The sequence below is a fragment of the Leeuwenhoekiella nanhaiensis genome, assembly GCF_002744755.1.
Taxonomy (GTDB): Bacteria; Bacteroidota; Bacteroidia; order Flavobacteriales; family Flavobacteriaceae; genus Leeuwenhoekiella; species Leeuwenhoekiella nanhaiensis.
This window is the reverse complement of record NZ_KZ319289.1, coordinates 122,299-149,033: the sequence shown is the minus strand read 5'-3', so window position 1 is coordinate 149,033 and position 26,735 is coordinate 122,299. Positions and strand designations below refer to the sequence as shown.

At 42.8% G+C, this 26,735-nt stretch carries 29 protein-coding genes; 6 read left to right on the top strand and 23 right to left on the bottom strand.

From position 1 onward, the window contains the following. Positions 1-6: 6 nt before the first annotated feature. From CJ305_RS07325 to CJ305_RS07295, 7 genes are all read right to left on the bottom strand, one after another. Positions 7-2,229, bottom strand: a complete 2,223-nt coding sequence (locus CJ305_RS07325; RefSeq protein ID WP_099645611.1) for a TonB-dependent receptor — start codon at positions 2,227-2,229, stop codon at positions 7-9. A 248-nt stretch (positions 2,230-2,477) separates the two neighbouring features. Next, positions 2,478-2,879 (bottom strand): alternative ribosome rescue aminoacyl-tRNA hydrolase ArfB, encoded by a 402-nt coding sequence (arfB, locus tag CJ305_RS07320; RefSeq protein ID WP_099645610.1) that lies wholly within the window; start codon positions 2,877-2,879, stop codon positions 2,478-2,480. Beyond that, positions 2,879-4,423 (bottom strand): DUF4301 family protein, encoded by a 1,545-nt coding sequence (locus CJ305_RS07315; protein WP_099645609.1) that lies wholly within the window; start codon positions 4,421-4,423, stop codon positions 2,879-2,881. Before CJ305_RS07315 ends, arfB begins: the two co-directional genes overlap by 1 nt. Next, positions 4,420-4,980, bottom strand: coding sequence for an AAA family ATPase (locus CJ305_RS07310; RefSeq protein WP_099645608.1), 561 nt, complete (start codon positions 4,978-4,980; stop codon positions 4,420-4,422). The genes CJ305_RS07315 and CJ305_RS07310 overlap by 4 nt, the downstream gene beginning before the upstream one ends. Next, the gene (gene pnuC / locus CJ305_RS07305; RefSeq protein WP_099645607.1) at positions 4,941-5,573 is read right to left on the bottom strand and encodes a nicotinamide riboside transporter PnuC; all 633 of its coding nucleotides are present in this window, start codon (positions 5,571-5,573) and stop codon (positions 4,941-4,943) included. The genes CJ305_RS07310 and pnuC overlap by 40 nt, the downstream gene beginning before the upstream one ends. Positions 5,574-5,576: 3 nt before the next feature. After that, a complete protein-coding gene (locus tag CJ305_RS07300; protein ID WP_099645606.1) occupies positions 5,577-6,308 on the bottom strand; it encodes a phosphoglycerol geranylgeranyltransferase in 732 nt (243 codons plus the stop codon). Continuing rightward, a complete protein-coding gene (locus CJ305_RS07295) occupies positions 6,305-6,937 on the bottom strand; it encodes a 4'-phosphopantetheinyl transferase family protein (RefSeq protein WP_099645605.1) in 633 nt (210 codons plus the stop codon). The genes CJ305_RS07300 and CJ305_RS07295 overlap by 4 nt, the downstream gene beginning before the upstream one ends. 57 nt (positions 6,938-6,994) lie before the next feature. Here CJ305_RS07295 and ahcY point away from each other — a divergent pair, with 57 nt between their 5' ends. Further along, entirely contained in the window at positions 6,995-8,311 is a 1,317-nt protein-coding gene (gene ahcY / locus CJ305_RS07290) for an adenosylhomocysteinase (protein WP_099645604.1), read from the top strand. 61 nt (positions 8,312-8,372) lie between these two features. Here ahcY and CJ305_RS07285 read toward each other — a convergent pair whose 3' ends face one another. Then, positions 8,373-9,254: a hypothetical protein gene (locus tag CJ305_RS07285; protein WP_223248825.1), complete on the bottom strand. Its 882-nt coding sequence runs from the start codon at positions 9,252-9,254 to the stop codon at positions 8,373-8,375. A 96-nt stretch (positions 9,255-9,350) separates the two neighbouring features. Here CJ305_RS07285 and CJ305_RS07280 point away from each other — a divergent pair, with 96 nt between their 5' ends. Further along, entirely contained in the window at positions 9,351-9,635 is a 285-nt protein-coding gene (locus CJ305_RS07280; RefSeq protein ID WP_223248824.1) for a TM2 domain-containing protein, read from the top strand. Positions 9,636-9,874: 239 nt separating this feature from the next. Here CJ305_RS07280 and rpmA read toward each other — a convergent pair whose 3' ends face one another. From rpmA to mutY, 8 genes are all read right to left on the bottom strand, one after another. Further along, positions 9,875-10,138: a 50S ribosomal protein L27 gene (rpmA, locus tag CJ305_RS07275; protein WP_099645602.1), complete on the bottom strand. Its 264-nt coding sequence runs from the start codon at positions 10,136-10,138 to the stop codon at positions 9,875-9,877. Between the two features lie 34 nt (positions 10,139-10,172). Next, positions 10,173-10,832, bottom strand: a complete 660-nt coding sequence (gene rplU, locus CJ305_RS07270; RefSeq protein WP_099645893.1) for a 50S ribosomal protein L21 — start codon at positions 10,830-10,832, stop codon at positions 10,173-10,175. A gap of 100 nt (positions 10,833-10,932) precedes the next feature. Beyond that, complete coding sequence (locus CJ305_RS07265) at positions 10,933-11,400, bottom strand: DUF4199 domain-containing protein (RefSeq protein WP_099645601.1); 468 nt, start codon at positions 11,398-11,400, stop codon at positions 10,933-10,935. Positions 11,401-11,515: 115 nt separating this feature from the next. Then, the gene (locus CJ305_RS07260) at positions 11,516-12,406 is read right to left on the bottom strand and encodes a DMT family transporter (RefSeq protein ID WP_099645600.1); all 891 of its coding nucleotides are present in this window, start codon (positions 12,404-12,406) and stop codon (positions 11,516-11,518) included. 61 nt (positions 12,407-12,467) lie between these two features. Then, the gene (gldD, locus tag CJ305_RS07255) at positions 12,468-13,034 is read right to left on the bottom strand and encodes a gliding motility lipoprotein GldD (protein WP_099645599.1); all 567 of its coding nucleotides are present in this window, start codon (positions 13,032-13,034) and stop codon (positions 12,468-12,470) included. 16 nt (positions 13,035-13,050) lie between these two features. After that, complete coding sequence (locus CJ305_RS07250; protein ID WP_099645598.1) at positions 13,051-14,379, bottom strand: gliding motility-associated protein GldE; 1,329 nt, start codon at positions 14,377-14,379, stop codon at positions 13,051-13,053. A gap of 44 nt (positions 14,380-14,423) precedes the next feature. After that, the gene (gene ssb, locus CJ305_RS07245; RefSeq protein ID WP_099645597.1) at positions 14,424-14,888 is read right to left on the bottom strand and encodes a single-stranded DNA-binding protein; all 465 of its coding nucleotides are present in this window, start codon (positions 14,886-14,888) and stop codon (positions 14,424-14,426) included. 92 nt (positions 14,889-14,980) lie between these two features. Then, positions 14,981-16,066, bottom strand: coding sequence for an A/G-specific adenine glycosylase (mutY, locus tag CJ305_RS07240; RefSeq protein ID WP_099645596.1), 1,086 nt, complete (start codon positions 16,064-16,066; stop codon positions 14,981-14,983). Positions 16,067-16,191: 125 nt separating this feature from the next. Between mutY and CJ305_RS07235 the strand changes: the two genes are divergently transcribed. The 3 genes from CJ305_RS07235 to CJ305_RS07225 all read left to right on the top strand — a co-directional run bounded on the left by CJ305_RS07235 (position 16,192) and on the right by CJ305_RS07225 (position 18,978). Continuing rightward, positions 16,192-16,488 (top strand): HU family DNA-binding protein, encoded by a 297-nt coding sequence (locus tag CJ305_RS07235; protein ID WP_099645595.1) that lies wholly within the window; start codon positions 16,192-16,194, stop codon positions 16,486-16,488. 308 nt (positions 16,489-16,796) lie between these two features. After that, positions 16,797-18,335 (top strand): Rne/Rng family ribonuclease, encoded by a 1,539-nt coding sequence (locus CJ305_RS07230; protein ID WP_099645594.1) that lies wholly within the window; start codon positions 16,797-16,799, stop codon positions 18,333-18,335. Between the two features lie 160 nt (positions 18,336-18,495). Then, on the top strand, positions 18,496-18,978 hold the full coding sequence (locus tag CJ305_RS07225; RefSeq protein WP_099645593.1) for a regulatory protein RecX: 483 nt from the start codon (positions 18,496-18,498) through the stop codon (positions 18,976-18,978). Here CJ305_RS07225 and CJ305_RS07220 read toward each other — a convergent pair. The 3 genes from CJ305_RS07220 to CJ305_RS07210 form a co-directional block, all read right to left on the bottom strand. Next, positions 18,975-19,841, bottom strand: coding sequence for a cupin-like domain-containing protein (locus tag CJ305_RS07220; protein WP_099645592.1), 867 nt, complete (start codon positions 19,839-19,841; stop codon positions 18,975-18,977). The two genes, CJ305_RS07225 and CJ305_RS07220, sit on opposite strands and share 4 nt — an antisense overlap. 18 nt (positions 19,842-19,859) lie before the next feature. Continuing rightward, positions 19,860-20,939, bottom strand: coding sequence for a biotin synthase BioB (gene bioB, locus CJ305_RS07215; protein ID WP_099645591.1), 1,080 nt, complete (start codon positions 20,937-20,939; stop codon positions 19,860-19,862). A gap of 104 nt (positions 20,940-21,043) precedes the next feature. Next, on the bottom strand, positions 21,044-22,228 hold the full coding sequence (locus CJ305_RS07210) for a beta-ketoacyl synthase N-terminal-like domain-containing protein (RefSeq protein WP_223248823.1): 1,185 nt from the start codon (positions 22,226-22,228) through the stop codon (positions 21,044-21,046). Positions 22,229-22,434: 206 nt separating this feature from the next. On the opposite strand from CJ305_RS07210, the gene CJ305_RS07205 reads away from it, so the two are divergent. After that, a complete protein-coding gene (locus CJ305_RS07205) occupies positions 22,435-22,875 on the top strand; it encodes a cytochrome c oxidase assembly factor Coa1 family protein (protein ID WP_099645589.1) in 441 nt (146 codons plus the stop codon). On the opposite strand, the gene bioA is transcribed toward CJ305_RS07205, so the two are convergent. Genes bioA through CJ305_RS07185 form a run of 4 tightly spaced genes read right to left on the bottom strand, consistent with a single transcriptional unit; the run spans position 22,872 to position 26,478 of the window. Next, positions 22,872-24,137, bottom strand: coding sequence for an adenosylmethionine--8-amino-7-oxononanoate transaminase (bioA, locus tag CJ305_RS07200; RefSeq protein WP_099645588.1), 1,266 nt, complete (start codon positions 24,135-24,137; stop codon positions 22,872-22,874). The genes CJ305_RS07205 and bioA overlap by 4 nt on opposite strands. A 52-nt stretch (positions 24,138-24,189) precedes the next feature. Beyond that, complete coding sequence (bioD, locus tag CJ305_RS07195) at positions 24,190-24,810, bottom strand: dethiobiotin synthase (RefSeq protein WP_099645587.1); 621 nt, start codon at positions 24,808-24,810, stop codon at positions 24,190-24,192. Next, on the bottom strand, positions 24,803-25,219 hold the full coding sequence (locus tag CJ305_RS07190; protein ID WP_099645892.1) for a putative signal transducing protein: 417 nt from the start codon (positions 25,217-25,219) through the stop codon (positions 24,803-24,805). The genes bioD and CJ305_RS07190 overlap by 8 nt, the downstream gene beginning before the upstream one ends. Positions 25,220-25,245: 26 nt before the next feature. Further along, entirely contained in the window at positions 25,246-26,478 is a 1,233-nt protein-coding gene (locus CJ305_RS07185; RefSeq protein WP_099645586.1) for an aminotransferase class I/II-fold pyridoxal phosphate-dependent enzyme, read from the bottom strand. Between the last annotated feature and the right edge of the window lie 257 nt (positions 26,479-26,735).

Below are 26,735 nucleotides of genomic sequence, written 5' to 3'. Positions count from 1 at the left end.
AAAGTTTTAAAATCGAACGCTGGCACCTACTAAAAAGTTGATTTTTGCCTGCGGATAGTAGCCTGTCCCTTCAATAGTTGTCACGGTTCCGGGATTTGTAAAATCATCATCATACGTGAAAAAATATCCGTTTGACACGTATTCTTCACTTAAGAAGTTGTTGACCAACAAGGTTAGCGTAACTGATTTTGCAAAGCCTAACGCCCCCAATTCGTACTGCGCATTGAAGTCATTTACAAAATAAGCATCCAGCTTTGAGCTTTCTGCATCGATGTTACCTAAATACTGTTCGCCAACATATTTAGACAATAATGACAGGCGTAAACCTTCAACCGGAAAGTAATCAAAACGGTTTGCGGCAACCACATTGGGAGAATACGAGATATTGGTATTACCCAAATTCTGAAGTTCACCATCCCGCTCAAAGAAGAAATCCCGATTTTTATTGGTACTCAACGCAATATTAGGTGTTGTAGCCAGCATACCCGGTATGATCTCAAGGCCTGCCTCAATCTCCAGACCCAGTCTATAGCTTGATCCGCTGTTTTGACGAATAGGCGCACCCACATCATCAATAGCACCGGTAAGTACAAGCTGATTGCGGTAATCCATGTAATAGGCATTAGCATAAACCCGCGCGCGATCTGTGGTATAGCGGTAGCCCAATTCAAAATCATTAAGACTTTCAGGTACGGGATTCCCGTTTTCAAAATCGGTACGATTGGGTTCGCGATTGGCCCGTGCGTACGACGCATAAATACGACTAAACTCATCTAAGGTGATAGTCACACCGGCTTTGGGATTAAAAAACGAATAGTTCTCATCGATTATAAAATCTGCTCGATCATTATCTATCCCGTCTGTCTCATAGCTTATAAAACGTCCCTGCACATCTCCAAAGACACTCCATGTATCGTCAATTCTCCAGGTAGCTTTGGCAAATGTGGTAAACTCGTTTTTATCTGCGGTACCAAAGTAATAGCGGTATCCGGCTTCTTCAGTCTGTGAAAAATAGCGTGCCCAGACAATTTCGCCGTAGTGATCTCCACTATATAAACTACCAAAAATCCCCGCGTCAAAATCGATGTTTTCGTCTGAATAATTGGTGGTCAAATTAGCCACATAATAACGGTTATCTAACCAGCGACGGCGTATTAAATCGGTATCGGTTTGTAGCTCGCCGTCTACCTCATAAGGTTCCCAGCCTAAAGCTTCAAATGTAGCATCGTTAGAAAAGTTTACATTTTCATAATACCAGGAGTCTACATATTCCTCATAAAATCCGCGACCCAAGGTATAGTTCAACGCCAGGTTTGTAGACCAGCCGCCATCGTATTTCTGGTTCCATAATAATTGTATGTGATCCTGCTTGTAATTATCAACCTGATTGTTGTAAAAGCCTTCAAAATTGCCTTCATCATCATACTGAAATCCTATGGGGTTAAACCTGCGATTTGTCGCCAGGGTTTCGGCATCAATGCCGTTCCAGGACTGGTAGGTAATCTCATGACCACCAAAAACGATGGCTTTAAGCAGGGTATTTTCATCCCGGTAAGACCCTTGCAGGAAATAGGATTTCAGATCAGAACTGGCTCGATCTACATAGCCGTCTGATTTTATGGCCGAAAGCCTTCCGGAGAAACTAAAATGATCACTAATGAGGCCGGTACCGAATTTTACATTAGCCCGGCTGGTGTTAAACGAGCCGGCCGAAGCATTAACTTCAGCATAGGCTTTATCATCTGCTGCATCGGTCAGGATGTTTAAACTGGCACCAAATGCTCCTGCACCGTTGGTAGAAGTCCCCACCCCGCGTTGCAACTGCACGCTCTGAATAGAACTGCTAAAATCCTGAAGGTTTACGAAAAAACTTCCCAGACTTTCTGCGTCATTATACGGAATCCCGTTAATGGTGACATTAATCCCCTGATTACCGGTTCCCCGTACCCGGAATCCTGTGTAACCTATGCCGGCACCGGCATCTGAGGTGGTAACCACACTGGGCAGGTAGTTGAGCAAAATGGGCAAATCCTGCCCCAGATTGCGCTCCTCGATTTCCTGTTTAGAAAGGTTGCTGTAGGTGATGGGAGAGTCGGCATCAACCCTGATAGATTGCACCAGAACTTCGTCCAGTTTGTTGACTTCGGTCGTGTCTATGACCGGTTTTTGTTGTGCGAGTGCGCCAAAAGTTGTTAGGCTGGCAGCACAGGCGAATAAAAGAGTTTTCATCCGTAAAATTATTTTTACGAATAAAAGGGGCAATTATTCCGTGTTACTATTAGTTAATAAATGCAATGTTGCTTAAAATTTAACCGATCGTCACCGGCATTTTAAGCGTTTCCCTTGGCAGCATTATCCGCCCAGGTTCATTGGGTATGATCTCAGCTCGCTTTCCGGTCACCCGGAAGTTTAAGCACCCCTTTGAGATTAGGCGGCAAATGTAAGGCAATAAATTCTTCTTAAAAAAATAAACCACCTCAAAAATCAGGTGGTTTACGGTTTGCCTTTTTCTGGGCGTTTTGTTTTTTAGATTCGAGTCTCCGCTTTTTGGAAGCTAAAGTAGGTCGGGTCTTTTTTCGTTTTTTAGGTTTAACCAAAGCTTTCTCCAGCAGCTGGACCAAATTTTTAAAAACTTCGCCCTTGTTTTTATGCTGACTTCGGCTTTGATCGTAGGACAATACCAACTGGTTCTCTGTAGTGAGTTTAGAAGCCAAACGTTGGCGTAATCGCTCTTTTTGCTCCTCTGTAAAAACAGCCGAAGCTTCCAGGTCCCAGTGCAGCATCACCTTGGTGGATGTTTTATTGACATGCTGACCCCCGGGACCGCTACTACGCACCGCTTTAAACTCACATTCAGACTGCAGGACTTCCTTATTCATTAAGACTGCGCCTGATGAGCCGGTTTTAATAGGTCATTAACGGTTTTTACAGGGTTGAAGGTTTCCAGCGGCACTTCAACAAACAAGGTATTCCAGCGGGCCATTGCACCGTTCCACAATCCCGGAAGTTCGAGAGCTTTAATCTCATTGCTGCCATCAGTTTTATAAGCGATAAAAGCCAAATCCGGATTTACGTAGTCGAGCAGGTTGTATTTTTCGCCCTTATAATTACGCACCCCGGCAACGATATCAACCGGATTGAAATGCGTGGACTGCTTGAAAATTTCCTGCTGATCTGCATCTTTTTCATTCACCTGTGCGCTTTCAATGATCTGAAGAGCCACTTTACCGCTTTCATCTTCCACCCAAAATGGTCCGCCGCCGGGCTCGCCCTCGTTTTTTACCATTCCGCAAACGCGAATAGGGCGATCAAGCAATTCGGCCAAATAGGTTTTCTTTTCGCTTTGCGAAAAAGACCCGTAGTCCTTGTCAATACGTGTACTAAAATCTTCTTTCAGGAAGGTGACCAACTCATCAAGCTGTGCATCGGTGATGTTATCCTCAGCCAGAAGTTTGGCGTATTTAAAGACCTGCTCCTGCTTCTCGAGCAGCAAGCCGGCCAAAATACGTTTGGATCGTGCCAGCGCCTGAATTTGGTCCTGCACCAAAACGTTGTCAATGTTTTTGATAAAGATCAAATCGGCATCCACATCGTTGAGATTTTCAATAAGCGCCCCGTGACCGCCCGGTCTAAATAATAATTCACCGTTTTCCTGACGGTACAATTTATTATCCATCGTAACCGCAACCGTATCGGTTTCCGGTTTTTGAAAGGAATAACTTACGTCGAAATTAACGCCTGTAGTATTGCTTACCGAAGCATGAATGGTATCGTATTCCTTCCGGAAAGCTTCTTCGTGCTCCGGAGAAACCGTAAAATGCAGGGATGCGTGATCATTTTTAGCCGCATAGGCCGCTGCCTCGTGCAAGTGCTCTTCAAAAGCAGTTGCCTTATAACAACCGTAATAGTGAAAGGGTATTAAACCTTTGGGCAAACTACCGTAATCTTCACCGTCTGCGGCCATCATAGTTTTGATAAAGGCATATTTTTTGGCGTTTTTATCCTCTAAAACCTCTTTATCAAGCTTATCCATAATATGATGGTAAAACGGAAAGTTTTCGTAGCCATCAAAAAAAGCTTTCATATGCTTATCCCCGGTACGTTCTAAAAAGGCGTCTATAGATTCTTTTTCAGGATTGTATTCTTCCAGAAACTGATAGATTTTTTTAAACATACGGCTGGCTGCGCCAGATGCTGGGGTGAATTTCAATAAATCGAGTTCCTGCTTTTTACGTTCATAAGCGTCAAGGTATTGCAATTCGGCATCGTCTGAAAGTTTAAAAATACCATCAGAAACGGTAGCCGGCGCCACGAGTTTGACATTAGGCACCCCATTGACAAAAAGTTCGATCTGCGATTTGACCTGGTCTAGCGTCAAGCCGTGATTTTTAATTTCGTTGATTTCCTGGTCTGTAAAGTTCAATTGAGTCTGGTGTTTAGTTGATTGGTAATTTGTTTTATGCGCTCCTCCAGATTGCCTTTGACGAGCATATAAGGCCGGTTGTGTTGAATTAAAGCCTGTTCAAAAAGCCTGAACATCTCTTCACGCTGGCCGGGTCGATCTCTTAGATCATCTGCCTGCCAGGGCACATCTATATAAGTAAGAATATACAGATCATATCTGGAAGTCAAAGCGGCCTCCCGCACGCGCTCTTCACACCAACCGTCAAAATAAGCCTCACTGTAAACCATTGTTTCCAAGAGGTCTGTATCACAAAATACTATTTTTTCTTCAGAATTAACAGCGGTGTTTTCCAATTTTCGCTGTCCTAACGCGATGGGAAAGATATCCTGAGGCTCACAAATCTTTTGCTCTTTATCCCATTTTTGCTGAAGGTACTCGCGTGCAAATTCGGGTACCCAGGTGCCGTTATAGTGTTCTGAAAGTTTTCGGGAAAGCGTGGTCTTGCCGGTACTCTCCGGACCGAAGAGTACGACTTTTAAGCAATTACCGGGTTGTTGTTCAGGTATTTTTTCCAAGAGATATAGCCGTAAATAGCAAGTACAGTAAAAATAAGGTATTGTAAACTGGTAAATGTGAAACCTTTGTAAAAATACAGCGGTACCGAAATTACATCTCCAAGTATCCAATAGATCCAATTTTCAAGCTTGCGGCGGGCCATAAGCCACATTCCTACAAAGAAAATAGCGGTGGTAAGCGTATCTACATAAGCCGTCCAGTCATTCCACTTATCAAAAGCCGTATACACGATAAAGACAAAAATGATGGTGGCTATAAAAATTAATGCTGAAATCTGATGCTCTTTAGCAGTGGTCGAAGTAATGGGCGTCACGTGCTCTGCATCTACCTTACGCGTCCAGATATACCAGCCGTAAACACTCATCGAAAAATAATAGGCGTTGATCATCATATCTCCCAGCAAACCCCATTTAGCCAGTAAATACACGTAAATGGCGGTGCTGATCATCCCCGTGGGATACACCCAGATGTTGTTTTGCTTCGAAAACCAAACCGACAATAAACCGAAAACAACACCAACTAGCTCAAGTACAATGGAAGAGGTTTCATAATCAGAGTACTGCCCAAACAGGAAATCGAGTGTTTCAGCCATAGCTTAAATTCTGAAGTTTCCGTTTTCAAAAGCGGTGCCTACGACAACAAGATCTGCCCCAGCCTCGTAAGCGATTTCCAGTTGTTCCCGGGTTCTGATACCACCGCCTACAATAAGCGGAATATGGATCGCTTCCTTCACTGCTTTTATAATTTCGGCAGAAACGGGGTTTTTAGCTCCGCTTCCGGCTTCAAGATAAATTAATTTTTTACCGGAATACTGTCCTGCAAGCGCAACGGCTACAATATGGTCAGGATCATCCTGTGTGAGCGGTTGCGTTTTGCTCACCCGCTGCACTGCGGTCTCGGTACCTCCATCAATCAGAATATAACCGGTAGGAATAATTTCTAAGGCTGAATTCTTCAGCTTATCAACCGATTTGATTTGTTGCCGAATGAGATACTCAGGGTTTTCGCCCGAAATCAAACTCAAAAAAAGAAGCGCATCTGCTTCGGCGGTTATCTGATTATGGTCTCCCGGAAAAAGAACCACAGGCAAACCGGAATGTTTTTTAAGCTCCCGTACCGCAAGCTGCGCTTGTGCTGCGGTTGCCGTGCTTCCGCCTACAAAAAGGTGTGTGGTGTGATCAGGAAGCGCTTCAATATGCTTTTCCAGATCCTGAACCCTAAGTTCTTCCGGGTCAAAAAGAATCGCAAAGCAAGGCTGCCCAAGTCTTGCTGCCTGCTCAATTTGTGAGTAGATAACACTTCCGCTATGCGTAAAATTGCTGATCATAGCGCCAGGGCGTAAACGCAGGTAAAACCTTCAAACTCGAGAAAATCGATCGCATAATTGCTTTTCTTCCCTTTGTAATTAATGGTCGCAGAAGATTTTGCATCATCAAAATCAAAATCTTCCACATAGATGTGCTTCAAAAAACTGATTCCCTTAACTCCATAAATTTTATACAGGGATTCTTTGGCACCCCAAACAATCGTAAGCTTTCGGATTAAGGCATCGTCATTGGCCAAGGTATGGTATTCCTTAAGCGGCGTAAAGCGTGAGGCGATACGCAGAATTTTATCGCGCTGCATCTCAATATCAATACCTACCTCAGTATCGTCGCTGACGATTATCGCCGTAAAATTATAGGAATGGGTGATTGAGATGTATTTGCCGTCCTGAAGATGGGGTTTCCCATTATCGGTGTAGAATAAATCCTGATCAGTATAGCCCGCCTCGTGCAACAGGTGTCTGATGCTTAAAAAACCCCTTCTATGCAGCTCCGATTTCATGCTCTCTAAACGAGCCCTGCAATGCGGAGTCAGATTGACATTTTTTTCCAATTCCTCAACAGACTCCTCTACCTTCCAGATGTAAACCTGAGTAGTGGGATTTGGCGTTATTGTTTTGAAAAGTGGCACGTTAAGTAGTGGATATTACGTATTTTTGCAAAAAATAAGAATTGTAAATATAAGACTATGTCAACGAAAACAGTGCAGTACGTTCCTTATAAAGTCAGAGATATTTCTTTGGCCGCATGGGGAAGAAAAGAAATAGAATTGGCCGAAGCTGAGATGCCGGGCCTTATGGCTTTACGTGAAGAATACGGTGCAGAGCAGCCCCTTAAAGGTGCGCGTATTGCCGGTTGTTTGCATATGACCATACAAACCGCAGTTTTAATCGAAACTTTGGTGGCTTTAGGAGCTGATGTTACCTGGAGCTCTTGTAATATCTTTTCTACTCAGGATCATGCAGCAGCAGCAATCGCAGCAGCAGGCATCCCGGTTTATGCGTGGAAAGGAATGAATGAAGAAGAATTTAACTGGTGTATTGAACAAACCCTGTTTTTTGGTGAAGACCGTAAGCCGCTGAATATGATTCTTGACGACGGTGGCGATTTAACCAATATGGTGCTTGATCAATATCCGGAATTAGGTCCCGGCATTAAAGGTCTTTCTGAAGAAACCACAACCGGAGTTCACCGTCTGTACGAGCGTATGAAAAAAGGCACACTTCCTATGCCTGCCATCAACGTTAATGACAGTGTAACCAAGTCTAAATTCGATAATAAATTTGGTTGTCGCGAAAGTGCTGTTGATGCCGTGCGTCGCGCAACAGATGTGATGCTTGCCGGTAAGCGCGTAGTAGTATGCGGTTATGGTGATGTAGGTAAAGGTACCGCTGCTTCTTTTAAAGGTGCGGGCTCTATAGTTACCGTTACCGAAATTGATCCTATTTGTGCCCTACAGGCTGCTATGGACGGTTTTGAAGTTAAAAGACTGGAAACCGTGGTTGCCAATGCAGATATCGTAATTACCACAACCGGTAATAAAGATATCGTACGCGGGGAGCACTTTAAAGCTATGAAAGACAAAACCATAGTATGCAACATCGGCCACTTTGATAACGAGATTCAGGTTACCTGGTTAAATGAAAATTATGGTGACACTAAAGATGAGATCAAGCCTCAGGTAGATAAATATACCGTTGACGGTAAAGACATTATTTTGCTAGCGGAAGGGCGCTTGGTAAACCTAGGTTGCGCAACCGGCCACCCAAGTTTTGTAATGAGTAACTCCTTTACAAACCAGACCTTGGCACAGATTGAGTTGTGGAAAAACAGTGACAATTATAAGAATGAAGTTTATATGCTACCAAAGCATTTAGATGAAAAAGTTGCTGCTTTACACTTAGAGAAAATAGGTGTAGAATTGACCAAACTTAATGAAGATCAGGCCGAATACATAGGCGTTGAAGTAGAAGGGCCATTTAAGCCGGAATACTACAGATACTAGTTTAAGATCTGAGATTTTAGACTTTAAATATTTGATAAAACCCTCGCAGTGATGCGGGGGTTTATTTTTTTACAATAGTCATCTGCGCTTTTTCGCCCTTTTTAAGGTTTGTTATGGTACGAACCAAGTTGCGTGTGTCTTCTACCTCCAGCCGCACCGTATTAGGTGCAGAAGTGCCTTCACTCACCGCCTCAACGCGAATAAGCGTCTGAGGTTTTGCCAGACGCACTTCCAGTATTTTTTTGTCGTGTAAAACCGTATAATTTTCCAAAACGGGTTTATCATCAATATATAAATTAACCTGATCACCGTCTTCCTTTCCGGCATCGTAAATCACGAGCTTGATCTTTTGATCTCGTGTATAAATATTCAGGTTTTCGTTTTTGGCGATGATATTACGTGTAAGCGTATCCAGCACCTTAGCAACCTTGATGTTTTTCTTTATAGAATCTGAAAATTTACGAGAGCGTTGTACGACTTTATCTATTTTCTCTACCCGCTTTCTGACCTGATCACCTGAATTTACAATAATCGTCCCATCAAGACATGATGATCCATCGGCATATAAACCTTTAAAATCCCCGCTAAAAGCTTTCACTCGATCCAGATTATTGACCTTACCCTCAAAATTGACAAAACAAAAATCATTTTGAACAACCGGAGATTTGGTGTAAACAATATCGTATTCATTAAAGGTTAAAAGGTTTTTGCTTTCATTATAATAACCCGTGATATTAGATTTTGTTTCATGCTTCCCGGCGAAGTCGGTTAGCGAATACCCCTGTATGGAGTCGTTAACGCGATCAAACAAAACCTTATAACTAATAAAGGAAGTATCGTTTAATTTTATCACACCAAAAAACTCATATTCCTGAGCTTTTACATTATTGGCAAACGTTAAACATATCAAAAACAAGAATACACGGAATATAGGATATCTCAAAATTGCGTACTTTTTAAGTAATTTAATCAAATCTTCAACCTTATGAATTTCAAAATTATTCTTTCACTGGCATTTCTGCTAATGATTTCTACAACTATGTTCGCAGGTTTTCCTGTAGAACGTGTAACAAAGGCCAATACTGAATTAAGTGTTGGTTCTGACACTGCAAGCGAACTTGTTTCTCCGGCTGCTGTAGCTGCAGATCGTCAGACAGTAGCGATCTTACTTTGGTTATTCTTAGGAGCATTTGCTGCTCACAGATGGTACTTAGGAAGTCCTATTTTATGGAATATCATCTTTATCTTGACCGCAGGATTCTTTATCGTAGGTTGGGTCATAGACGGTATCGACATCATTACCGGAAACTATCCCGGCCTATAATTAGAAGAAAACCTTCTAAATTGAACCCTGCACTTGCAGGGTTTTTTTATGACCGAAAACTAATCGGCATCACTAAACGACCTCCAACCAAGCCCCGAAACATCGTTAGAAACAAATTCTTGTTTTCGAGACATCCTGATCGCTATCCGGACTTGGCATTAATTCTTTTGGCTGCGCCAAAAAAAAAACACCTGCTTCATCTGAAACAGGTGTTTTTCGTTCTTTTAGACTTAAGATTCTTAAGCTTCTGCAGCAGGAACTACAGATACGTAAGACTTATTGTCTTTCTTTTTGGTAAACTTCACGATACCGTCCACTTTAGCGTGAAGGGTGTGATCTTTACCACCGTAAACATTCTCACCTGGGTGATGTGTGTTTCCACGTTGTCTTACGATAATGTTACCGGCAACAGCAGCCTGACCACCAAATATCTTAACACCTAGACGTTTCGATTCTGATTCTCTACCGTTCTTAGAACTACCTACTCCTTTTTTGTGAGCCATCTTATTCTAGTTTTAAGGTTATACTTTAACAGGATTATTTTTCGATCCCGCCGTCTAATTTCTCTTGTAATTCTTTAAGCTCATCCCACTTACCTTCAGCAGCTAAAGCAGCTTGCTTTGGCCAGGTGTCTGTAACGATGTGGCTTAATCTTGAGCTAGCCTCAGTAAGAACCTCGCTCAATTTTTCCGGAGTTGAGGCTGCAACTTTTGCAAAGGTATCAATACCTGCTGCTACTAATGCTTCTGCGGCTTTAGGCCCTGCTCCTTCGATCTTTTTAAGATCATCTCCTTTTGATGAAGCTTTTGCTTTCTTTTCTGCCTTTGGGGCTTCAGCTTTTGCTTCTTCTTTTTTTTCGGCTTTAGGAGCTGCTTTTTTACCTCCTTTTAAAGAAATATCACCAATTACGATCTCAGTAAGAGATTGACGATGACCGTTTTTCTTTTTATAGCCTTTACGTCTTTTCTTTTTGAAAACAATTACTTTGTCTCCTTTTAAGTGACGTGAAATCTTTGCTCCAACAAGAGCTCCTTCTATAGCCGGGGCGCCTAAAGTAATGTTGTCACCATCTCCTGTAAGAAGAACTTTATCGAAAGAAACTTCGTCTCCTTCTTCTCCTGACAGACGGTTTACAAATACCTTCTGATCTTTCGCAACTTTAAATTGCTGCCCTGCTATCTCTACAATTGCGTACATAGCGTTGTGTTTATAAAATAAGTTAAAATCCAAACCTTCCGGTTTAAGAGGGCGCAAATATACAGCTATTTACTTATAATACAAACCTATAAATAGAAAATCAGGAGATGTTTTTTGTAGACTTCTTTTTGGGGTTCCAGCTTTGCTTAAATAATTGCATAAAGCTGAGTGTGAGCACCGCACTGGTTGCAAAACCCATAATGGCCACAACAAAAACCACACTACCCAGACTGGTATTGTAAGTGGTCTCCCAACGGCCGATCATCTTATCTAGAAAATCAGGGTTGAGATTGGCTGCGTATAACGCAAAAAATGCAGTAAATAAAATAGTGGAAACAAAACCGGTAACAATACCTACTGCAAAGCCATCGCCGTATTCAAAATCTTTTCCTTTACTGAGCTTATAATATTTTATGGCCTCATAAATACCAAAGCCGGTTATGACCCCATTAAATAAACTGTACAAAGGATTGGTATGGAGGCCGAATAACGCCAGCACTAAAAAATAGGCGATTAAACCAGCAGTGATGGCAATTCCGAAACGAATGGGTAGGGCTACTTTTAACATGTTTTTAGTTTTCCACTAAAGTTCTATAATTAGCTTCTTTTTTTAACTAAAATCGTGTTAAATTAACAATTTGATCAACCGGATCTATTAGCAAAAACAGGCCTTTCCAATTTTTTTAAGCCCTTGCTTCTCTTTTTTTAGAACGATTCACAAGATACACTCCACCCAAAATAACCAGAGCTCCTACTCCGTGCACCCGGGTAAATTGCTCCCCATCGAGTATACCCCAAAAAATACCAACCACCGGAATCAAATAGGTAACCGAAGTTGAAAAAACCGGCGATGATATCTGGATGAGTCGGTTAAACAGAATTTTTGCTATACCGGTTCCTACAACCGAAAGCAAAGCCACGTAGAGCACCGCTTCAAAAACCCTATCATCCGAAAAATCCTGTTCAGGCAAGCCGGCAAAAAAACCTACTAGGAGCGCCGGTAAAATCATCACGGCAAAATTACCAACGGCGATAGCTTTTGAAGACACGTCCTGAAGTTTAGCCTTTATAATATTAGCATTGGCACCATAACATAAGGCTGCAAAAATCACCAGACCGGCAAACCAATAATTTTGATCAGGATTAACCGATGCACCATTAAAAATAAGTAGTGCAGCCCCTGCAAGGCCAACCAGAACTCCCGCGAGTTGAAGTCCCGAAAAGCGCACTTTAAAGGCGAAATAGCCTATCAAAATTGTAAAAAGCGGCACCAGCGAATTGAGCACCGAAACAATACTGCTGTCAATCTGCGTTTCAGCAAACGAAAATAAAAATACCGGCAAAAAGGTACCGCACAAAGCACTTAAAGCGACCCAAGGCCATTGGGCACGGGTTATGGTTTTTAACGAGTTAAAACCGATAGCAAAAAGAAAAGCGGTAGAAAAAATAATGCGAATGGCACCAAGTTGAAACGGACTAAAGCCTTCCAGCGACTTTTTGATCAGGATATACGAGCTCCCCCAAACCAGTGAAAGAATAATCAGATACAGCCACTTTTTTTGATCGTTTTGCATTGCGCAAAACTAGCCTTTTTAAACCGGCTGCGTCGGTTTGAAATATAATTTTAAGATAGGATTACTCCTCGTCTTTCCAGCGTAAGCTCTCCATCAAATGCCTGATATCAGTCTTGAGATAAGCGGCTGCGGGGAGAATGCTGTCGTAGTTTGGCGTAACGTTGAAGTAGATAGAGCCGGTGATGAAATGCGAAGTGCTGTCGGTAACGTAAAATTGAGATTGTGAGGCCGCATTACCCGTTACATCATAAAACATCCCATAAACCCGGTACTCGGGATTGATGTATTTTTCTTCTATGATATTGTCTGCCTTCACAACGTGCTCGTAGGTAAGTTTCTGAGCATCGGTAAGCAATTGTCTGATGTTTCCATCTACTTTGCGATAAGTAAGGTATAAGGCACCATCAAGGCCGGGATATTCTAAAACCGCCGAGCAATCTTCCTTATATTTTACCCGGGCCTCTGCGTTTTTCATAAATCCATACGGGCAATCGTCACCCAAATACTCTACATACTCAGGAGCATTATAATCCAGAGCTAAAAATCCGTTAGGTTTGGGCAACACCTCTTCTTTGCACGACCAGCACAGGATGCTTAATGCCAAAATGAAGAAGCTATACTTTTTCAACTGAAAGGAATTTAATTTAATCAAGATCCCGGATGGTAAGCTTGACCTGCTTGATGCGTTTTTGATCGATGACTTCAATGGTAAACGCGTAGTGTTCAAAGTTTATTATTTCATTTTTGCGCGGGAAACCTTTAGATATCTCCAAAATAAAACCGGCAAGGGTTTCGGCTTCCCCTTTATTGTCTTCAAAAGACTGCGGATCTTCCAGGCGAATTACTTTGTAAAAATCCTTCAGCGAAGTCTTTCCTTCAAAAATATAGTTGTTGTCATCCAGCTTAGAGAACACAATATCTTCATCATCAAACTCATCACTGATGTCGCCAACAATCTCTTCAATAATATCTTCCAGCGAAATCAATCCGCTGGTGCCGCCATATTCATCCACAACAATAGCCAGGTGATTGCGCTTGTCTTTAAACTCGTTAAGCAAATCATCAAGCTTTTTATTTTCGGGCACAAAATAGGGATCACGCAAGAGGCTGATCCAGTCAAATTCTTCTTCATCAATATGCGGTAAGAGATCCTTGACGTACAAAATACCGGTGATGTTATCTATATTTTCATCAAAAACCGGAATACGCGAGTATCCGTTTTCAATCACTAACGGAATGATTTCAGCATACGACCACTCCATATTCAATGCAAAAATATCCATACGGGGCTTCATCACCTGTTTGGTATCGGTATTACCAAAGCTTACGATTCCGCGTAGGATTTTTTGCTCCTCAACCGAAGTATCTTCTTCACTGGTTAGCTCAAGCGCCTGCCCAAGCTGATCTATGCTGATGTTCCCTTTTTGTTTACCAAAGCGATCTTGCAAAAATAAAGTCACAGCACGCATAGGAGTACTTAATGGCGAAATGATAAAGTCTAAAACCACCATTGGGTAAGCCATTTGACCCGAAAATGCCACTTTATTACGACTGGCGTAAACCTTTGGCAGGATTTCGCCAAACATCAAAATGAGAAAGGTAATCGCTACAACTTCCACAAAAAACCGAAGGTTAATAAACCCAATTTGCACAGACTCGAGACCCGCGAACAGCGTTTCGCCCAGACTGGCAAAAATGAGTACGATGGCGATATTGATAAAGTTGTTGGCCACAAGTATGGTAGCCAGCAGTTTTTTAGGCTTTTCGAGCAGGCGAACAACAAGTTGATCTTTTCGGGTTTGTTTCTCAGGGTCGAGCTCCAGATCGGCAGCCGTAAGAGAGAAAAAAGCTACTTCGGTACCGCTTATTAAGGCTGAGCAGACCAGAAGTATTAGGACGGCAATGATCTCAACAACAGTTGTAGCCGAAAAACTATTTTGAACTAATACTAAACTTGGGGGGTCAGGATCCAATGCTTAACTGTTTTATCTCGTGAACTCTAATTTCCAAAACTGGATTAGAATGGCAAATCATCTTCATCATCGTCTTCATAGCCCGGTGAAACTGCCGGTGCAGAAGGAGCGGCAGATCGTGTTTGTGCAGCCTGCGGCTGGCTGTTGCCTTGTTGTGGCATACCACTGGCATCTTTAGGCGTAAGAAATGTAAAATCGGTACACTGTATTTCGGTGCTGTACCGCTCATTACCGGTCTCATCCTGCCATTTTCGGGTCTTGATACGACCTTCTATATAAACTTTGTCACCTTTTTTCAGGTACTTCTCACAAATCTCAGCACCTTTATTACGTACCACAATATTATGCCACTCGGTATTGTTAACGCGTTCTCCGGTCGTACGGTTGGTATAGGTTTCGTTAGTCGCCAGCGGAAAACGGCCTATTGCACCGCCTCCTTCAAAATAGTGCATCTTCACATCATCTCCCGTGTGGCCTATAAGCATAACTTTATTTAACGTACCTGACATAATCTGTAATTTTAAAGCTCAAAAGTAACTAAAATTAAGCAGTCGCTCAACTATAGTTTAGCGTTTTGAAAACCGCAGAACAGCTAAGCGCATCACAAATAGCGCTTATAATCAAAGTCTTCCATAAAACGGTCTATAACACGGGGCACTGCATACGTCTCAAAAACTTCGAAAGAACTGGTTTGCAGACCTGAAACGTCTTTAATCTTCAACAGCCAAAAATGCACGTGAAGTTTCTGATGCGATAGTTTATGAATTATGGCTTCAGGAGTTAACGCAACCAGACTTTCTACATCTAAATCGTCAACCAAAACAGCTGACGAAACACCCGGTAATTTTAGATTTTTTAAGCTTTCGCGAAAGCGTGACTCCTTCAAGGGCTTTTCGGTTTCCAGAAGCGGAAATTCAAAAAGTCCGCGCCAAATCCCTTTTTTATCGCGTTGGCTTAAGATCGTTTCGCCCGAAGGTCCCAAAACAATCAGATAATTAAAGTACCGGTCCCGCACCTTGGTTTTACCCTGCTTTACCGGCAGTTCATTTATTTTCCCACTGGCATAGGCGGCACAGTCTTGCTGAAACGGACAGTGCAGGCAATACGGATTTTTGGGCTTGCATTGTGTCGCACCAAACTCCATCACCGCCTGATTAAAGGTTGCAGGATCTTTAGGATCTATCAATTGCTGAGCAAGCGCCTTAAACTCCTTTTTTCCGGGAGTACTATCTATAGGAGTATCAATACCAAAAACACGGGAAAGCACCCGGTAGACATTACCATCAACTACAGCCTCGGCCTCATCAAAACAAATGGATGCGATCGCACTAGCCGTATAGTCACCTATTCCTTTCAGTTTTTTGATTTCGGCATAAGTATTAGGAAACTCGCTGTTAAAGTCAAAAGCAACCTTTTTTGCGGTAGCATGTAGATTTCGCGCACGTGAATAATAACCCAATCCCTGCCACAATTTTAACACATCATCTTCGGGGGCATTTGCAAGCGCTTTGATATCCGGATAGGCTTCCACAAACTTAAAATAGTAGGGCATGCCCTGTTCAACCCGGGTCTGCTGCAGGATAATTTCAGACAACCAGATGCGATAGGGGTCCTGAGTCTTACGCCACGGGAGTTCGCGCTTGTTTTGTAAATACCAGTCTATGAGTTTTTTAGAAAAATTGAACACCAGAAATACCTTTTCTTCAAATTAACCGTTTATCTAGTTATATTTTAATCTTTTACGTTTGAAATATTGATTTTTTAATGTGTATATTTGCACCCTTAAATTTTAACCCCCTAAAATAATACGTAATGACAAAAGCAGATATTGTTGCGAAAATTTCTGAGAAATTAGGAATTGAGAAAAATGATGTACAGGCTACTGTAGAGACTTTTATGGATGAAGTTAAGAACTCGCTTGAAGGTGGTGATAATGTATATCTGAGAGGTTTTGGTAGTTTTATTATTAAAACTCGCGCTGAGAAAACCGGTCGCAACATCTCAAAGAACACTACAATTAAGATACCTGCACATAATATTCCTGCATTTAAGCCTGCTAAGGTTTTTGTAGAAGGTGTTAAGTCTAATGTATCTGTAGACGAAAACTAACTATTAATTTTAAACTGAGCTCTTATGCCAAGTGGTAAGAAAAGAAAAAGACACAAGGTAGCAACGCACAAACGTAAAAAACGTCGTCGCGCTAACCGTCACAAGAAGAAAAAGTAGTCTAGCACTACTTTTTCTTTTAATATACCCCTTGAGGGTATAGCATACGTTCATTGACATCTGGAGATTATAATTGAGCTGAGCAATTCTGCGTCAGCCATAAACTCCTGCCGGTACACAAAATCCTGTGAAAAATAATAATGTTTAATCTTTTGTCCCGTACCTACGGGGCGGATATAATTTAATGAAGCGTGAATAATGAATTAATAATTCGATCCAGTTCCACTTCAGTTGATTTTGCCCTTTTAAAAGATGGTAAACTAATAGAATTACATAAGGATGAAGAAGATAACCAGTTTAGTGTAGGTGATATTTTTATTGCCAAAATACGCAAGACGGTTTCAGGTCTTAACGCTGCGTTTGTCAACGTAGGTTATGAGAAAGATGGTTTTTTACACTATCACGATCTCGGGCCACAACTTCCTACCCTTTTGAAATTTGTAAAACGTGTAAGCACAGGTAAACTCAAGGATTACTCCTTAAAAAAATTTCCTGCAGAAAAGGATATTGATAAAAACGGAAAGATAGCAGATGCTTTAAAATCCAATCAATCTATCCTTGTGCAAGTAGTAAAAGAACCTATTTCTACCAAAGGCCCCAGAATAAGCAGTGAGCTTTCTATTGCCGGAAGATATGTGGTTCTTGTTCCTTTTTCAGACCGAATCTCGATCTCACAAAAAATCGAGTCGCGCGAAGAAAAAGCAAGGCTTAAACGCCTTATGCAGAGCATACGTCCCAAAGGTTTTGGGGTAATCGTACGCACTGTAGCTGAAGGAAAACTGGTTGCAGAACTAGACAAAGATCTACAAAACCTGGTGGACCGTTGGACCGCCATGTGTAAAAAATTACACAATGCTCATTTACCCAGCAAAGTACTGGGCGAGATGAACCGCGCCTCTTCTATGTTAAGAGACCTGTTTAATGACTCGTACACCAATATTTGTGTGGACGATGAGACATTGTATTACCAAATCAAAGAATACCTGCAAGAGATTGCACCTAATAAAGAAAATATCGTAAAACTCTATCAAAATTCGGTTCCCATCTATGAAAAACATGGGATTGAGCGTCAAATAAAGACTTCATTTGGCAAGACTGTTTCGATGAGCCGCGGTGCTTATCTAGTGATTGAACACACCGAAGCACTACACGTCATCGATGTAAACAGTGGTAACAGGTCTAACAAGGCCAAAAGCCAGGAAGAAACGGCCCTCGAGGTCAATTTAATCGCTGCCACCGAGATCGCCAGACAATTGCGTCTGCGGGATATGGGTGGTATCATTGTGATAGACTTTATCGATATGGGTAAAGCCGAAAATCGTAAGAAGCTCTTCAATCACCTGCGTGATGAGATGAGCGACGACCGCGCCAAACATAAAATCTTACCTCCAAGTAAATTTGGTCTCATCCAGATCACACGCCAGCGTGTGCGCCCTGAGATGAATATCAAAACCCGAGAGAAAGATCCTAATGGCGATGGTGAGATTGAGGCTCCCATAAGTGTTGTCAATCGCATACAGGCAGATTTGATCAAACTATTCAAAAAAGACTATAAAAAGATCACGTTACACACGCATCCCTTTATAGCGGCCTTCCTGACAAAAGGCTTCCCTTCAGCACGTTCTAAATGGTTTATAGAACACAAAAAATGGGTTAAAATAATGCCCAGAGATGCTTACACGTATCTCGAGTACCGCTTTACTGACAAAGACGGGAAAGAAATTAGATAAACTGAAACAACCCCCATCGTGAAAACGGTGGGGGTTTTTTATTGTTCCCTCATTGCCCTGACGGGCATTTCTCCCAAAGGGAGAAAATTTACAAGCTTTCAATTAGATAAGTCTATAGTGGATTAAAAAGACAGTAAATTTGAATTTTGACCCTTGAATTTTGAATCAACACTCCGTAAAAACCTATACTGTAGAAGAAGCCAAGCGAAAGCTGGAAAAGTACTGCGCCTATCAGGATCGTTGTCACAAAGAAGTGCGCGATAAACTGGTAGAAATGCGTATGATGCCGGAAGCGGTTGATGCCGTACTCTATCACTTACTACAGCACAAGTTTCTGGATGAAGAGCGCTTTGCACGTAGTTTTGCACGGGGAAAATTTCGTCATAAAAAATGGGGCAAAAACCGAATTAAGCAAGAACTGAAACAACGCGAAATAGGCGATTACCTCATCAAAAAAGCCTTTACCGAAATCCCGGAAAGTGAATACCTCAACACCTTTGACGAACTCGCTCAGAAACGTTTTGACCAACTCACCGGCGAAACAGACAAATACAAAAAGCGCAAAAAACTAGCCGATTATATGGCTTACAGAGGCTGGCCCGGAGACTGGATTTATGAAAAAGCGAAAGAGTTGATTCCTTAAGCCGTTAATCCATGTTTTTTATGGGTCTCTGCAATGGCACGCTCATTTTTCTCGTCAATCCACGCCTGACCTTTACGGCGACGCATCAGGTTATCAAAATGACGCATCACAAAAACGTTATACACCGCCTGTAAGAGGTGTTTAGGCTTGCGCGGCAATGCACGCAGGCTCATACTAAAACCAGGCGTTACATACTTCATATAATGCCAATACCCTTCGGGCATATAAAGCGTCTCGCCGTGGTTGAGTTCGCAGATAAAACCTTCGGCTTTTTTCAGTATTGGGAATTTCTCGTAATCGGGATGATCAAAGTCAATATCCTCGCGGGTAATAAGCGAATGCGGTACTTTATAGAGATTTTCGGTCTGGTCTGGAGCAAAAAGGATGCACTGCTTTTTTCCGTGGAAATGAAAATGCAAAATATTGGCCCAGTCGATGTCATGGTGCATAAACACTTTAGAGTTTTCACCCCCAAAGAACACCATCGGGATTTGCTTCAACAAACGCAAACCTATTTTCGGAAACTTAAAATCCTTCTTTAACGAAGGCACTTCCTTCATAATATTATACAGAAAGATGCGGTAATTGGTAGGCTCGCGCTTAAGCAAATCAATATAATCTGCCATTTTCATTTTGGCGTGCGCCTGGTTAAAACCGTCTTCGTGAGTCACCGGTCTGTCATCATACAAAGGCACTTCGCGGTCGCCGGCAACCTCTTTAATATAATCCAGATGCCATTTATCATAGGCCGGCCAATCTTCAATAAGATTCTCGATAACCACCGGTTTTTGAGGCCTGACGTAATCCCGTACAAACTCCTTTTTAGTGATGGTTTTTACCCTATGTATCTGTTTAAGCTTCAAGTATTCAAATAAATTAAATTAAGCCTTGGCTTTTGCCTTAGCCTCTTCATTTCGTGGAATGGTATGCCCAGGTCTTGACCATTTTGGTTTTTCGCCTTTTGGCAAGTGCTTAGAATCTACCGCTTCTACGGTTTCAGGCTGTGCTTTCTTTACAAAAGGAGCCTGCGGGTTAAGCCCCAGCAGTTTAAACATTTCCATATCCTCGTTCACATCGGGGTTAGGTGTGGTTAACAATTTATCCCCTGCAAAAATGGAATTTGCCCCGGCAAAGAAACACATCGCCTGCCCTTCTCTGCTCATTTGTGTACGACCGGCACTTAGTCGTACCTGAGTCTGTGGCATTACAATACGCGTGGTAGCCACCATACGCACCATCTCCCAGATTGAAATGGGTTCAATATCTTCCATAGGTGTACCTTCAACCGCAACCAGAGCATTAATGGGCACGCTTTCGGGCTGAGGATCTAAAGTCGCCAAAGCCACGAGCATACCTGCGCGATCTTCAACCTTTTCGCCCATACCAATAATCCCCCCGCTACACACGGTAACGTTGGTCTTACGCACATTGCCTATCGTGTCCAGACGATCCTGAAACGCACGGGTAGAAATCACATCTTTATAGTAATCTTCAGAAGTATCGAGGTTGTGGTTGTAGGCATACAAACCGGCCTCAGCAAGACGCTGCGCCTGATTTTCGGTAATCATACCCAGCGTACAGCACACTTCCATATCGAGCTTGTTTATGGTACGCACCATTTCTAAAACCTGATCAAATTCTTCCCCATCTTTTACATTTCGCCAGGCCGCACCCATACATACGCGTGAACTGCCGGCAGCTTTTGCGCGTAAAGCCTGAGCTTTTACCTGCTGCACACCCATCAAATCATTGCCTTCAATATTCGTGTGGTAACGGGCAGCCTGCGGGCAATACCCACAATCTTCGGGACAGCCCCCTGTTTTTATAGAAAGCAGGGTAGAAACCTGAACGGTATTGGGGTCGTGATGTTGACGGTGTACCGTTGCCGCTTCATAAAGCAGCTCCATCAAAGGTTTGTTGTAGATATCGAGGATTTCCTCGCGGGTCCAATCGTGTTTCATGGGTCTGTTTTTAAATCTTTAATGCCTTAAAAAGTCCTGGTAATTTTTCGGGCAGCAGGAGATGGCTCAAAAATACTAAATCTGTTGTTTATAAAGTTAAAAAACTAGGCCCTCGTTACCAAAATACTCACGGCATTGCCACCAAATCCTACAGCATTTACGAGTATATTTTTCAATTCTTTGGGTTTAGCCTGCGGCGAAAAAAACGGCGCTTCCTCCCATTTTTGGGTCTGAAGCATCTGAATTGCAGTATCTAAACTGAGTAGTCCGCTTGCACCGAAAGTATGCCCTATTTTCCATTTATTGGTTGTTAATAACGGAAGCTTGTCTCCAAATAGTTTTTGAATCGCTTTATATTCCGATTGATCACCCAGAATGGTCCCCGGCGCGTGCATCACAACCGCATCTATATTCTTAGGCATTTCCGCGAAGGCGGAAATCCCATCATTCTCAGCTCCCCCAAACGCGCTTTCAACCGCCATTCTCATGGACTTTTGAAAGCAGGTGGCTTCGGCAGAAACCGAAACCGCGTGTTGTAAAGCTTCGGTGGCATAACCCACGCCGGTTATATAAGCCAGAGCATTTTCGCGGGTCCCTTTTTCCATACAAATAGAAGCCGCGCCTTCCCCTAAAACCATAGTATTTTCGGTCTTTTCCAAATCAAAAGCCAGACACGGAAAATCAGCATCTTCTCTGGCACGGCTGTAGGTTTTGAGCGCTTGCATCTGTGCAATCGTAAAAGGCGTTAAGGCCGCCTCGCTACCGCCCACCAAAAATTTATCGCACATCCCGGCCTGCAACCAGGCGACACCATTAAGCAACGCATGTAAGGCGGTTGAGCAGGTAATGGAATGGGAAATTTCGGGTCCGTCGTTTTGTAAATCCTGCGCCACCCAGGATGCAATATTGCCTAAAGTTGTAGAAGGCGACGCTAAAGTTTCGGCTTTGCCGGTTTTAGCAAAAGCATCGTAATACTGCTCAAAAAGTTGGGTAGCACCGCGTGACGAACCGATATTGATCCCGAAAGCATCACCTTTTTTCCATCCGGCTTGCCGCGTTGCTAATCGCGAAACGTAAATTGCATAGAGAACTGAGGCATCTAATGCCTGAAAATTCCGGTTTTCGTTACGCAAGGCTTTGATTTTAGCTTTTAAGCTTTCCGGAAGGCGGCCCACCCAGTCAAGGAGCTCCTGATCAAAAGACAACGAATGTTTTTGATTGAATACCTCTGAATTGTTTTCGCCAAAGGCGGAAACAGAAGCGCTACCGGTAATTGCAATAGGTTGCATCACAACAAAATTTAGAGTGCAAAAATAGTATTTACACATCGGAGCGCATTGAAAAAGTACTTTTCAATTAAAACCATTAGTTTAGTAGTATCAATGATGATCTGGGGGTAAGGCGACCAGGAGTTCGTTGAAAACAAATTTTCAATTTCAAGGCAAGCCACAGAATATGAAACCCATTGGCGGCGCCAATTAAAAATCAAAAAGTCATGAACGAACTTGAAAATGAACCCCGTAGTTGGTGGTCTAAAAACTGGAAATGGGTAGTCCCACTTGGCGGTTGTTTTACGATAATTGTACTGGGAATACTACTTTTAGGCACCGCTATTTTTGGTTTTTTTAGCTCTGTAAAATCCAGTTCCGGTAGCGAAGAGGCTTTGCAACTTGCACAGCAAAACCCTAAGGTTATCGAGATTTTAGGCGAACCTATTGAAGAAGATGGGATAGGCAGCTTTTCGGTAAATATCAATAACGGACTTAAAACAAGTGAAGTTACCCTACCTATTAAAGGTCCGAAAGGCGAAGCCATGCTGCACGTCAAAAGCCGGGGTTCAGATGACAATACGGTTTATGAAATCTTTGAAATTCAGGTTGATGAAACCGGAGAGCTTATTGATTTAAAGGATTCTGTTGAAAACAACGATTTTTAGAAGTTATCCAACACCTTCCTAATCGCAGCATAAACCCGATCCATTTGCTCTCGGGTGGTGACATAGGGAGCCAATATATAAATGGTCGCGCCCAATGGCCTTAAGTAGACCCCTTCGGCCATACAGAACTCATAAATCTGGTAGCGCAGATTGCCATACCGCTCCATTTCCAAATTTAATTCTAGAGCGAAAATAATACCCTGCTGACGCGTAACCCGTACTTTGGGATGCCCTTCTAGTTCACGGGCAAATTTCTGATGCCAACCGGTTATCGCCTTGATATTTTTCTGTATTTCGTCTGATTGTAACAATTCGATACCCGCAATGGCAGTCGCGCAGGCGATGGGATTTGCCGAATAGGTATGCGCATGAAACAAGCCTTTACCCAAATCATCATCATAGAACGCATCGTAAATCTTCTGCGTGCAGGTAGTGATTCCCATAGGAACAAGTCCGGCAGTAAGCGCTTTGGAAAGACACATCACATCAGGTTTAGTAGAGATATGATCTGACGCAAAAAAGCTTCCGGTTTTCCCAAAGCCGGTCATCACCTCATCGGCAATCGTGATGATGCCAAGCTCTTTACATTTTTCAAGTATAGGCTCCAGATGTCGAGCCTGATACATTTTCATTCCGGCGGCGCCCTGTACCAAAGGCTCATAGATAAATCCCGCCAGCGGACTTTCCTCATGAAAGCCTTCAATAGCTTTCAAAATTTGCGGAATGTTTTCGCCGTCAGGCAGTGCAATGCGCTTTACATCAATAAAAAACTCCTCAAACGGACCGTTATAAACCGAGAGTCCGCTTACAGACATCGCACCCAGTGTATCGCCGTGAAAACCTTCTTCAAAGGCTAAAAGCGTTTTGCGATTCTGCCCCTTGTTGTGATGGTATTGCAAAGCCATTTTAATCCCGATCTCGGTAGCTGTAGAACCGTTGTCGTTAAACATCAGCTTTTGCTGATTTGCAGGTAAAATGGCCATCAGTTTTTCAGACAGTTCAACCGCCGGCTCGTGCGTAAATCCGCTAAAAATAATCTGGTCGAGCTGCTGCATTTGTTTATGCGCGCGCTCAATAATAAAATCATTGCAGTGCCCGTACATCGCCGTGTACCAGGAAGAAATCGCATCTACATAATCCTTGCCCTCCTCATCGTACAATAAAGCGCCCTTTGCCCGAACGATGGGCTTGGCTTCCGGGTGCAATTTATGCTGGGTAAGCGGGTGCCAAATGTGTTTTTGGTCGCGTTTAGTTAGATTCAAAACTCAAAGTTTAAAATTTAAAAATTTGTACAAGCCTGCACACTGCTATTGCCTACTGCAAACTGTCTTTCAAAGAATCAGCATATTCTTTAACCACCATTCGGTCAAAATAAGGCTCCTCATCAATGCGACCCAGAACCGGAACGCCGCTCATCTTTTTGATGACCGACTCGGTGGTGGGGTGTTCTGCTCCGCTAAAAAGGATTCCAAAGACTGTTTTTCCGGCCTGTTTCAGCTTATCGATCGTGAGCAGGGTATGGTTAATACTGCCCAAATAATGCCGCGAAACCACAATCACGCGGTCTTCGGCATCGATTAAATCGAGAATGGTTTCTGTATCGTTTATGGGAACCAACAAACCGCCTGCTCCTTCTATTACCAGATGATTTTTGGTTTTTGGCCTTTTGATTTCCGCGGCTTTGATGTGCACTCCGTCGATTTCGGCCGCGGCGTGCGGACTCATAGGCGTATTCAGACTAAAGGCATTGGGGTGAAACTGCGTCTTTGTGTTAGAAACGAAATCTTTAACCTTATGCGTATCTGAATGTTCCAGATCACCAGCCTGAATGGGTTTCCAGTAATCAGCTTCCAAAGCTTCAGTTACGATGGCCGAGGCTACTGTTTTGCCTACTTCGGTAGAAATTCCGGTGATAAAATACGTGTGTTTAGCCATTTAAATTGAATTGATTTTTACAGTTTTCACAGCGGTATTCATACTTGGTATAGATTGGTAAAACCGAAACAAGCAACGTCACCAAAAACGAGGCGAAAGCCTTAAAACTGTTGACCGTGGTGTAATACTTCACCTGCGTACTGTTGCACTCCGGGCAATGCAGGGCTTTACCTTCATCATCAACAGAATATTCGGCAACGCTTTCTAAAATGGTTTTGGCCCGCATCACATCTTCGGTCCAGACGGCCAGTTTCACACCTCCTATCGCATTGCTGATCAAAGGGTCGGTATCAATGGTGTACTCATCCTGTAAAAAAGCTTCGATCCCGTCTGCCTCCAACCTGCCTTTGATGATTTGCGCTTCTGTAGAATAGGTAAACTGCGCGATTACTTTGAGTTCCGATTTCATAGTTGCAAAAGTACAATGCAACGGCTTCAATCGGCATCGGCAGCAGGTAAGTTTTTAAGGAAATTTGCCAGAAGCTCAAGCACGATTTGTATTTCGCTTTGCGAATTGTAGCTGTGCAGGCAAAAACGCAGGCGCTCTTGCCCTAAAGGTACCGTGGGCGAAAGAATGGCCTTGACATCAAAACCTTCTTCTTTAAGCTTTCGCGAAATGGCCTTAACCCGATTATTCCCTGCGATAATTGCCGACTGAATAGCCGAATCACTAGTGATAAAATAGGCCTGAAGGTGCTGCTTTTTGATCTCCTCCCGGAAGTATTCGATGTTTTTACGCAGGTTTTTTAAAGCGGAATTCGATTTTTCTGCCTCATACGCCGCGTGTTGGTAAGCTGCTAAAATAGTCGCAACCGAATGTGGCGGAAGGCCTGTGGTGTAAATTAAGCTGCGAGCAAAATTAACCAGATAAGACTTGAGCTCGTCAGAGCCCAAAATCGCTGCCCCGTGGCAACCCATCGCTTTTCCAAAGGTTACCAGCCTCGCAACTCGGTGCCCGAGTGCCAAATGATCAACCAATCCCATTCCAAACACGCCGAGGGCGTGAGCTTCATCAACTACAAAATAAGCCTTATACTTTTCACTTAAAGCTGCCATTGCATTAAGATCGGGACTATCCCCATCCATAGAAAAAACCGATTCGGTGACGATGTAGATAGCTTCGGGGTTATGCTGAACCCGCTCCACTTCGACAGGCTCAGTGTGACACACTCGACTTCTCGACTGCGCTCGAAGTGACAGTTTTGACTCCAAATCTGCCAGATCGTTGTGCCTGAATTTATAAGCTTTTGCGTGACTCATCTGAATACCGTCACGGATGCTGGCGTGAATGAATTCGTCATAAAAAATCACATCACCCCGCTGGGGCACACTGCTGAAAAAACCCACATTGGCATCATAACCTGAATTAAAAATCAAAGCCGCCTCAACCTGATGCGTTTGGGCAATGAAGTCTTCGGTAAGTTCGTAGAGTTTATGATTCCCAGAAAGCAAACGCGACCCGGTTGCCCCGTTGTACTCCAGGTTATGTTCTTTAAGAATTTCGCCGGTGCGTGCGAAAATCGCTTTGTTTTTAGCAAAACCCAGATAATCGTTTGAAGAAAAATCTATGGCCTCCCCCAACCCCTCAAATGGAAGGGAGCTTAAACTGCGTAAAGCATTCGCTTCACTTCGCAGCTTGAGTTTATTTTCTAGTTTTTTGGGTAGCATCGGGCAAAGATACATTCCTCCCCCGGCCCATCCAAAGGAGGGAAGAAAATGCGCTCGATAGCTCTCTCTTTATAGACCTCACAGGTTTCAAAAACCTGTGAGGTCTACAGCCTCCGCTTTGAAGGGGAGGTTTGGAGGGGATGTTTTGAAACCTGTGAGGTCTGTTAGATCTTTTTACAAAAAATTATTGTTTTTCAATAATTAGTTTATATTTGTTATCGTAAAACGATAATATTTAAATTATGAAAACTAAAAAT